Origin of the sequence: Rhizobium sp. SEMIA 4085 (assembly GCF_013004495.1) — a bacterium.
Classification (GTDB): Bacteria; Pseudomonadota; Alphaproteobacteria; order Rhizobiales; family Rhizobiaceae; genus Rhizobium; species Rhizobium gallicum.
The window spans coordinates 1-7,879 of sequence record NZ_JABEPH010000294.1 but is presented as its reverse complement, the minus strand read 5'-3'; the positions used below and the strand labels follow the sequence as shown (position 1 = coordinate 7,879).

At 60.2% G+C, this 7,879-nt stretch carries 5 protein-coding genes and 1 pseudogene; 4 read left to right on the top strand and 2 right to left on the bottom strand.

From position 1 onward, the window contains the following. Together C9413_RS23835 and phnN are read left to right on the top strand one after the other, a co-directional pair. Window positions 1–361: amidohydrolase family protein (locus tag C9413_RS23835; protein WP_170250982.1), on the top strand; the 361-nt coding region annotated here is incomplete at its 5' end. Further along, entirely contained in the window at window positions 358–957 is a 600-nt protein-coding gene (gene phnN / locus C9413_RS23830) for a phosphonate metabolism protein/1,5-bisphosphokinase (PRPP-forming) PhnN (RefSeq protein ID WP_039843532.1), read from the top strand. The genes C9413_RS23835 and phnN, both read left to right, overlap by 4 nt. A gap of 6 nt (window positions 958–963) precedes the next feature. Here the strand turns inward: phnN and C9413_RS23825 are convergent, their stop codons facing one another. Then, window positions 964–3,243 carry a DNA translocase FtsK gene (locus tag C9413_RS23825; RefSeq protein ID WP_039843531.1) on the bottom strand — a complete coding sequence of 760 codons (2,280 nt, stop codon included), beginning with the start codon at window positions 3,241–3,243 and terminating at the stop codon, window positions 964–966. A gap of 164 nt (window positions 3,244–3,407) precedes the next feature. After that, a complete protein-coding gene (gene polA / locus C9413_RS23820; protein WP_170250981.1) occupies window positions 3,408–6,398 on the bottom strand; it encodes a DNA polymerase I in 2,991 nt (996 codons plus the stop codon). A 572-nt stretch (window positions 6,399–6,970) separates the two neighbouring features. Here polA and C9413_RS23815 point away from each other — a divergent pair. Beyond that, the gene (locus C9413_RS23815) at window positions 6,971–7,387 is read left to right on the top strand and encodes a MarR family transcriptional regulator (protein ID WP_022713262.1); all 417 of its coding nucleotides are present in this window, start codon (window positions 6,971–6,973) and stop codon (window positions 7,385–7,387) included. A gap of 91 nt (window positions 7,388–7,478) precedes the next feature. Further along, a pseudogene (locus C9413_RS23810) lies at window positions 7,479–7,879 on the top strand (M20/M25/M40 family metallo-hydrolase); the annotation flags it as partial.

Here is a 7,879-nt window from a genome sequence, read left to right as displayed (position 1 = left end):
GGCATCGCACACGCACGGGATGAGCGTGCTGATGGGCGCTCCCAATGTCGTGCGCGGCAAGTCTCACTCAGGCAACATCGCCGCTCGCGATCTTGCAGAGCGCGGCGTCCTCGACGTACTCTCTTCCGATTACGTACCGCTCAGCTTGCTTTACGCACCCTTCATTCTTGCCGACGAGGTGGAGACCATTTCGTTGTCCAAGGCCATCGCGATGGTGACCGCCACGCCCGCGCGCACCGTCAGCCTCAATGATCGCGGCCGGATCGATACCGGCCTTCGTGCCGATCTTGTCCGCGTCTTCCGCGACGAGGGCGTGCCGGTGACCCGTTCGGTCTGGCGCGAAGGGCGCCGGGTCGCATGATCCCCTCGCACGAGCCACATTTGGTACCCGGCACAGAGCGAGGCATCATGGTCGTTGTCGTCGGCCCGAGCGGCGCCGGCAAGGACACGCTGATAAACTTGGCGGCAAAGCATTTTGCCGGCCGTCCCGACGTGCATTTCGTTCGCCGCGTCATCACACGGGACCGCGATGCCGGCGGCGAAGATCATCTGTCCGTTTCCGACGGAGGCTTCGTCTCTATGGAGCAATCCGGCAACTTCGCCGTTTGGTGGGAGGCCCATGGCCTGAAATACGGCATTCCAGCAGAGGTTTCCGTCGCGCTCGCCAAGGGACACCTGGTAATCGCCAACGGCTCCCGCTCGGCACTCCACCTCTTCCAGGCCGTTTTTCCCCGCCTCAAGGTCATCAACGTGACCGCCCGCCCGCAAGTGCTGGCCGGCCGCCTCGAAGCCCGCGGCCGCGAGACGCACGAAGACATTATGGCCCGCCTCGCCCGCGGTCCGCTGACCGTACGGGGCGATTACGACGTCACCGAACTGGACAACAGCGGCTCGCTGGAAGAAGCCGGGCGCAAGATCATCGAGACGCTCAACAGCTTCCTTACGAAAATTGGTTAGCCGGCGTCATTCTTCGCGCCCCGACACGATCTCACGTTTGCCGACATGGTTCGCGGGACCGACGAGGCCTTCCTTTTCCATGCGCTCCACAAGCGATGCCGCGCGGTTGTAGCCGATGCCGAGGCGGCGCTGGATGTATGAGGTCGAGCACTTCTTGTCGCGCAGCACGACCTTGACCGCCTGATCGTAAAGCTCGTTGCCGTCCTCGGACGCGATCGCGCTCTTGTCGAAGACGGCGCCTTCTTCCGGCTCGGCATCCTCCTCTTCGTCAGCCGTGACCGTATCCAGATATTCCGGACGGCCCTGCGTCTTCAGATGCGCGACGACCTTTTCGACCTCGAGGTCGGAGACGAACGGGCCGTGGACACGAGAAATCCTGCCGCCCCCTTGCATGTGCAGCATGTCGCCCTGGCCGAGCAGCTGCTCGGCGCCTTGCTCGCCAAGGATCGTGCGGCTGTCGATCTTCGACGTGACCTGGAAGGAGATGCGAGTCGGGAAATTCGCCTTGATGGTGCCGGTGATGACATCGACCGACGGACGCTGTGTCGCCATGATGAGATGGATGCCGGCGGCGCGCGCCATCTGCGCCAGGCGCTGGATCGCGCCCTCGATCTCCTTGCCGGCAACCATCATGAGGTCAGCCATTTCGTCGACGATGACGACGATGTAGGGCATCGGCGTCAGGTCCATTTCCTGCTGCTCTTCGATCGGCGCGCCTGTGCCCTTGTCGAAACCGGTCTGGACCATGATGCGGACTGTCTCGCCCTTTTCGCGGGCCTGCGCGACACGGCCATTGTAGCCGTCGATGTTGCGCACGCCGAGGCGCGACATTTTGCGGTAGCGCTCCTCCATCTCGCGCACCGCCCATTTCAGCGCCATCACGGCCTTCTTCGGATCGGTGACGACGGGCGTCAATAGGTGCGGGATGCCGTCATAGACGGACAGTTCCAGCATCTTGGGATCGACCATGATGAGACGGCATTGTTCCGGCGTCATGCGATAGAGCAGCGAGAGGATCATAGTGTTGATGGCGACGGATTTACCGGAGCCCGTGGTGCCGGCAACCAGCAGGTGCGGCATCTTCGCAAGTTCGGCGATCACCGGCTCGCCGCCGATCGTCTTTCCGAGGCCGAGTGCCAGCTTGTAACCGCTCTTCTCGAAATCCTGGCTCTCGATCATCTCGCGGAAATAGACCGTCTCGCGCATCGCGTTCGGCAATTCGATGCCGATGACATTGCGGCCAGGCACCACGGCGACACGGGCCGACAGCGCCGACATGGAGCGGGCTATATCGTCGGCAAGGCCGATGACGCGCGACGACTTCACTCCGGGTGCAGGTTCGAATTCGTAAAGCGTTACGACCGGACCTGGGCGGACATGAATGATCTCGCCCTTGATGCCGAAGTCCTCCAGCACGCTTTCCAGCAGCCCGGCATTCTGCTCCAGCGTTTCCTGCGGCATGATCTCGCCAAAACGCTCCGGTGGTTCCTGCAGCAGCGAGCGGGGCGGAAACTCGTAGCCGGATGGATCGATTTTCGCCGGGATTGTCTTCTGCGTTACAGCCCGCGGTGCGGGCGCCAGGGCTGCAGCGGCCTGCACGCGAACTGGCATCGGCGCGATCGGCTGCGTTCTCGCGGTCACCGGTGGGGCGGCCGGTCGAGCTGCCGGAGCCACGTTCGATATAGACCTTACAGGCGCTGGAGCGGCTGTGGCCGTGGCTGGTGCGTCGGGCTTTTGCGGCCTCCCTCCGGGGCGCCATTCCATCACGCGGAAGTGTTGGATGAGCGATTCCGGCGTGACCTCAACCTTTGGCAGGAAAGCAACTGGTAGGGTAATCGGGGGCGCAGTCGCCTCCTCGAAGGCCATGACTTCCCAGAAGGCGAAATCGGAAATGCCGGTCAGCTCGGACGAAGCGCGAAATTCCGGCTCGACCTGAATTTCGGCGACATGTTCGGGATGATCGGTCTCGGACGCGGATGGAGCGGCTTCCGGCAGGTAGACGTCGAACGGCACGTCAATCATCATCGGGGCGCTTGACTCGACATCAACTGCCGGCCCTTCGCTGACGATCTCCTCGCAAGACGACTGTTCCGATTCGGCCGGCACGCGGCGTTTACTGATCAGGTTTTCCGGCGTGCGGGTAAAACGCACGTTCGGTGCAAGCGAGAAATTGCTTTGCCAAACCGGCGCTGCGGGAGCGACATTTATGTCATCGCCCGCATGCTGTACGTCTATTTCCGAGGAAAAATCACCGGCATCCGTCAAATTCGTTCTGGGAAAACGCATGCGCCCGCTACTCACTCAATTTCTGACCCATCCGGATTAGAAAACGAAGGTTAACAAGTTCCTTCCAACCTTGTCGAAAAGACACACCTACAGAACCAAAAACCTATATTTGCCAATTAGTTAAGTCATCAAGAAAAATCTTTGGGGCCGGAAGGACGAAGCGCTCAATGCGCTTGGTCCCAATTGGTCGCGGCGCGCGCATCGACCTTCAACGGCACGCGCATTTCGAGCGCCGGCATGGCGGCGTTTTCCATGACGGATACAATGATCGGCATCGCCTTTTCGACGTCGGCATCCTCGACTTCGAAGATCAGTTCATCGTGCACCTGCAACAGCATGCGCACCCGATCCTCAAGTCCGGCTTCGGCGAGTGCCGGTTCGATCTTGATCATTGCCCGGCGGATGACATCGGCTGCCGAGCCCTGGATCGGTGCGTTGATCGCAGCCCGCTCGTTGAAGGCGCGCACCGAAGGATTGGAGGAGCGGATTTCCGGATAGTTGATTCGCCGCCCGAAGATCGTTTCGACATAGCCTTTGTCGCGCGCCATCTGTTTGCGGCTGTCCATATAGTCGCGAATGCCGGGGAAACGCTCGAAGTATTTCTTGATGTAGTCACTCGCTTCCGAGCGCTCGATCGAGAGCTGGTTGGCAAGGCCGAAGGCGGAAATGCCGTAGATGATGCCGAAGTTGATCGCCTTGGCGCGGCGGCGCACTTCGGCCGGCATGCCATCGACAGGAACGCCGAACATTTCGGAGGCCGTCATCGCGTGAATATCGATGCCTTCGGCAAAAGCCTGGGTCAGCTGCGGAATTTCCGCGACATGGGCGAGCACGCGCAGTTCGATCTGGCTGTAATCGGCCGAGATCAGCTTATGCCCGGGCGTGGAGATGAAAGCGGTGCGGATTTTCCGGCCTTCCAGCGTTCGCACCGGAATGTTCTGCAGGTTCGGCTCGGACGACGAAAGCCGCCCTGTCGTCGTCGAAGCCAGCGAATAGGAGGTGTGGACGCGCTTCGTCTGCGGATGCACGTAACCGGGAAGCGCATCTGTATAGGTGGATTTCAGCTTGGTCAGCTGGCGCCAATCGACGATCTTGCGCGTCAGTTCGAAACCCGCCGCGGCAAGGTCTTCCAGCACGCTTGCCGAGGTCGACCACTGCCCGGTCTTCGTCTTGCTGCCCCCAGCAAGCCCCAGCTTGCCGAAGAGAATGTCGCCAAGCTGCTTCGGCGAGCCGATCGTGAACTTCTCACCCGCCAACGCATAGATTTCGTCCTCCAGGCGCGCTGCGCCTTGCGCCAGTTCACCGGAAAGGCGGGACAGGATCTGACGGTCGACCGTGATGCCGCGTTCTTCCATGCGCGCCAGTACCGGCAGCAGCGGGCGCTCCAGACGCTCGTAGACAGCCGTCAGCTTTGCTGCGGCAAGTCGTGGCTTCAGCACCATCCAGAGCCGCAATGTCACATCGGCGTCTTCGGCAGCGTAGTGCGTAGCACGATCGATATCGACAAGGTCGAACGTAACATTCGCCCTGCCGCTTCCTGCGATATCCTTGTAAGCAATCGGCTTATGGCCGAGAATTTTCTCTGAGAGCGAGTCCATTCCATGCGCGCCGGTGCCGGCGTCGAGCACGTAGGACATCAGCATCGTATCGTCGAAGCTCTTTGTCTCGACGCCATATCGCTTCATCAGCAGATAGTCATATTTCAGGTTCTGCGCGACCTTGAGAACGGACTCGTCTTCGAGCAGCGCCTTTAGCCGCGGCAGCGCATCCCGCATCGGTATCTGATTGTCCGCAAGCCCGCCGCCAAGGAGATCGCTGACGCCGTTCTTATGGCTGATCGGGAGATAGGCGGCGCGCGTCTTGACGCCCGCCGGGTTCTTGTCGTTGTCGGCAATCGCCATCGAGAACCCAACCAGCTCCGCCTGCATCGCATCAAGCGAAGTGGTTTCGGTTTCGAAGGCGACCAGGCCGGTTGCCCGCGCATCGCCAATCCATTTGTCGAGCGTCGCGAGATCGCGGATCGTCACGTAGGTGGAATGATCAAATGGCAGCACTGCAAAGGCTTCGGCGCGCGCCTTGGCGAGTTCGGCGGGCGTAAAGCCTTTGCCGGCGGGCTTGGCCTTGACGGGAATCGGAACGGCAGCGCCCTCGACATCCGGGATGCCGCCCGCAACCGGCTCCGGTTCAACGGCATCAAGATCGGGGCCGTGCGCAGTAGTACCCCACTCGACTTTTACGTCGGCCGCCTCGATGGCACTGGCATCGCAATTGCAGGCCTCCGCCACACGGCGCGTCAGCGTCGTGAATTGCAGCGCCTTCAGGAAACCGATCAACTTCGGGCCGTTCTGCACTTCGAGAACGAGGTCGTCCAGACCAAGCACCAGCGGTACATCAGATCGCAGCCGAACCAATTCGCGCGAAAGCCTCGCCTTGTCGGCATTCTCGAGAATCGTCTGGCGGCGCTTTTCCTGCTTGATCTCATGCGCACGGTCCAGCAGCGTGTCGAGATCGCCGTATTCTGCAAGAAGCTGGGCGGCGGTCTTCGGGCCGATACCGGGAATACCTGGGACATTGTCGACCGAATCGCCGGTCATGGCCTGCAGGTCGATCATCTTTTCGGGCGGTACGCCCCATTTCTCGATGACGTCAGGGATGCCGATCTGCTTGTCCTTCATGCTGTCGTACATGTGGACGTTCGGCGTCACGAGCTGCATCAGATCCTTGTCGGAGGAGACGATCGTCACATCGGCGCCCGTCCCTTCCGCCTGCCGGGCATAGGTGGCGATGATATCGTCGGCCTCGAACCCTTCAGTCTCGATGCAGGGCAGGTTGAAGGCGCGCGTCGCCTCGCGGATTAGCCCGAATTGCGGTATCAGCTCATCCGGCGGTGCCGAGCGATTGGCCTTGTAGGCATCATACAAATCCTTGCGAAAGGTCTTTGCCGAGTAGTCGAAGATAACTGCAAGATGCGTCGGCGTGACGCCGACGGAGGTGTCACGCGCATCGGTCAGCAGCTTCCAGAGCATATTGCAGAAGCCAGAGACTGCGCCGACCGGCAAGCCGTCGGACTTGCGCGTCAGCGGCGGCAGGGCGTGAAACGCCCGGAAGATGAAACCCGAACCGTCAATAAGGAAAAGATGATCGCCTTTTTTCATGGCTGCATGGATAGCGTGGCGAGATGGAAACGTCCATTGCACATGCAGTTTGCGGTTCTATTTATTGCTGACCCCCCCTCGCCTTCGGAAAGACTTGCCTATGGAAAAGCACAGGTGCTGCGCTCGCCTATGCCGTCCCGCTTGCTCTCGTGGCAGTCGTCATTGCCAGCGAATGGAACCTTGTGTTCTTCTGGAATGATTGCTGGAGGGCGCGCGAATTAATGCTTCACCGAACTGTTACCAATTTGTAATTATCGGCTCGGCCGGCTTCCCTTGAAAAACCACATTCCCGGTCACAAATCAGGTCTACCGGCGTTTGATCGCGCCGAGGGTCTGATTACCGGCTTGTCCCCCGCCGCATCAGGCTTGGACAAAGGCCTTATCCCCCTCTCCGGGCCTTTGTCCCCATTTTCAAGCCGCCATGGCCAACCTCCAGGCCATGGCGGCTTTGTTTTTTGGCGAAGATGCACATTTATGAAGCTTAAAGGACAAGTTTTGATCCATCGCATGCGATTTGTTGCATTGTTTCGCGTCAGTTTTTGAGCCTAACTGCAATCATGGGATTTAATAGGATGGATTCGGGAGCATATCTTGCCAGCCAGTTGGCCAAGGGTTTTGCCCGCTCGCTGCAGCAGCGCGCGGCGGGGCTTGGTTTTTCCCCCGGGCAATTCCCGATCCTTCTCGAACTTTGGGCGGAAGATGGCCTCACGCAGAAGCAATTGCTCGAACGCGTCGATATCGAACAGGCGACGATGGCCAATACGCTTGCGCGCATGGCGCGCGATGGCCTCATCGAGCGCCGTCCCCATCCTTCCGACAAACGAGCGCAACTGATCTTCCTGACGCCCAATGCGCGGGCCATCGAAGATGAAGCGGTCAAGATCGCACGTGAAGCCGACCTGGCGCTTTTCCAAGGCTTCAAGACCTTCGAACGCGAACTGATGCTGGAATATATCCGCCGCCTCCTCGAAAACGCGAAGAAAATCTGACCGTCTAGGCGCTCCCTCGTTTCGATTTTTCTTCCTCGAAACGTCCCCGCCTTTGGTCTATCGTCCGGCCGAATCTCGAAAGGAGTCGGAAATGACAGACGTAACCCCGGTGCTTTCGCGCGCCGATCAGAACCTCGGTTCAAGCCTGGACAGATTGTTCGAGTTGCTGCGCATCAAATCGATCTCGACTGACCCGGCGTACAAAGCCGAGTGCCACACGGCTGCCGAATGGCTGGTCGCCTATTTGAAGACACTGGGTTTCGAAGCTTCCGTTCGCGATACTCCCGGTCACCCGATGGTCGTTGCACATCATTCCGGCGCCAGCGCGGATGCGCCGCATGTGCTGTTTTACGGCCACTACGACGTTCAACCGGTTGATCCCATCGAGCTTTGGGACAACGATCCCTTCGAACCAGCCATCAAGGACATGGGCAATGGCCGCAAGATCCTGCCGGGCCGCGGCCCCGCCGACGACAAGGGCCAGCTCATGAC